Origin of the sequence: Ruegeria sp. HKCCD8929, from assembly GCF_013031405.1 — a bacterium.
Lineage (GTDB): Bacteria > Pseudomonadota > Alphaproteobacteria > Rhodobacterales > Rhodobacteraceae > Ruegeria.
This window is the reverse complement of sequence record NZ_WPZY01000143.1, coordinates 1-1141: the sequence shown is the minus strand read 5'-3', so window position 1 is coordinate 1141 and position 1141 is coordinate 1. Positions and strand designations below refer to the sequence as shown.

Annotated in this window: 2 protein-coding genes; both read left to right on the top strand. The window is 55.7% G+C overall.

From position 1 onward, the window contains the following. Nucleotides 1-272 precede the first annotated feature (272 nt). Entirely contained in the window at nucleotides 273-554 is a 282-nt protein-coding gene (locus tag GOX53_RS29470; protein WP_171182428.1) for a hypothetical protein, read from the top strand. A gap of 327 nt (nucleotides 555-881) precedes the next feature. Further along, entirely contained in the window at nucleotides 882-1112 is a 231-nt protein-coding gene (locus GOX53_RS29465) for a hypothetical protein (RefSeq protein ID WP_217352006.1), read from the top strand. Nucleotides 1113-1141 lie beyond the last annotated feature (29 nt).

The window sequence follows — 1141 nt, the reverse complement described above, 5'->3', positions numbered from 1 at the left end:
CGCTCTGAAGCTGGCGGGCGATCCACTGTTTACTGGCTGAACTACTGATCAGCCAATGTCCTGAAAGCCTAAGAAGGGTAGGGGCCGTTTCTGAAGGTCGCACCAATGAACTCATCTGGTTATTCACTCTGGCTGTGTTGTGACCGGGATGTGTTTGCAAGATTGCAAGGGCTCGCGGTCGCCAACCCCGCTGCGCCATTGCTCCTCGTTGTTGCAGCCCCAGGGGTGGCGCCTTGGGTTTTGCCCAAGGTACCCTACACAAGGAGAGAACGATGGAGAAAATTCGGAAAATAGCATCGGCGACACTGGGCATCGTAACATTGTTCGTTTTGTTGAGGCGCGATGAGATCGAAGTCGTCAAGGGCACTGATCTTTTGGCGTTTCTATCCGGAATTCTATCGATACTCATTGGGAACTACTTGTCGCACGGCCTCTTATCTACGGAGATCGTTTCCGGAACGATGGTCCAGTGGGTGTCTCAGTTGGCGCGCGTGACGGGTATTATCGTGATGTCCGTCGCTGCAATTGCGATCGTCTTGCAATTGCTTTCCTGAGGCAAACCATCCGGGAGTTGTCGACGGTGCTGCCGCCACGATTGAGCTATCGCTCATTGTGGTCTTGCCAGGCTGGGGAAAGGGTTGCGGCTCTTCCCAGCTGACCAAGCCACTAGATCGGTTCCGGGGATCATTACCGGCATTTGAACCCATGGTCATCCACATGCACATGAAACACACGACATGCACTTGCGCATTTGCTGACACCGATCTCAGCGGCGCGGTTTGCTCGAATGGTAGCGGCGTCTGGTTGCTCAACCTGACCGACGCTCCCAATGCTGTAACCGGCGCGCCCGACGCCATCTCAAACCCGCAATGAGCAGTCACATGTCCATGACCGACCTGCGCGAAGAAAACGCAGGCGAAATCCCGCTTGCCTGGTTTGGCCAGACCCTCTGGAAGTTCACGCCGCTCTATCTCGAGCTGGTCTTCCTGGCCATCTGCCTGCGTCTGATCGGGCTGGTGGAGCCGTTTGTCTTCCAAGTCATCATAGACCGCATCCTGCCGTTCCAGCGGGAAGCGTCCCTCATCGGGTTTTGTTGCGAAGTTTCTTTCTGACCGAAGAGGTCACGCCGGACTATCGGGCT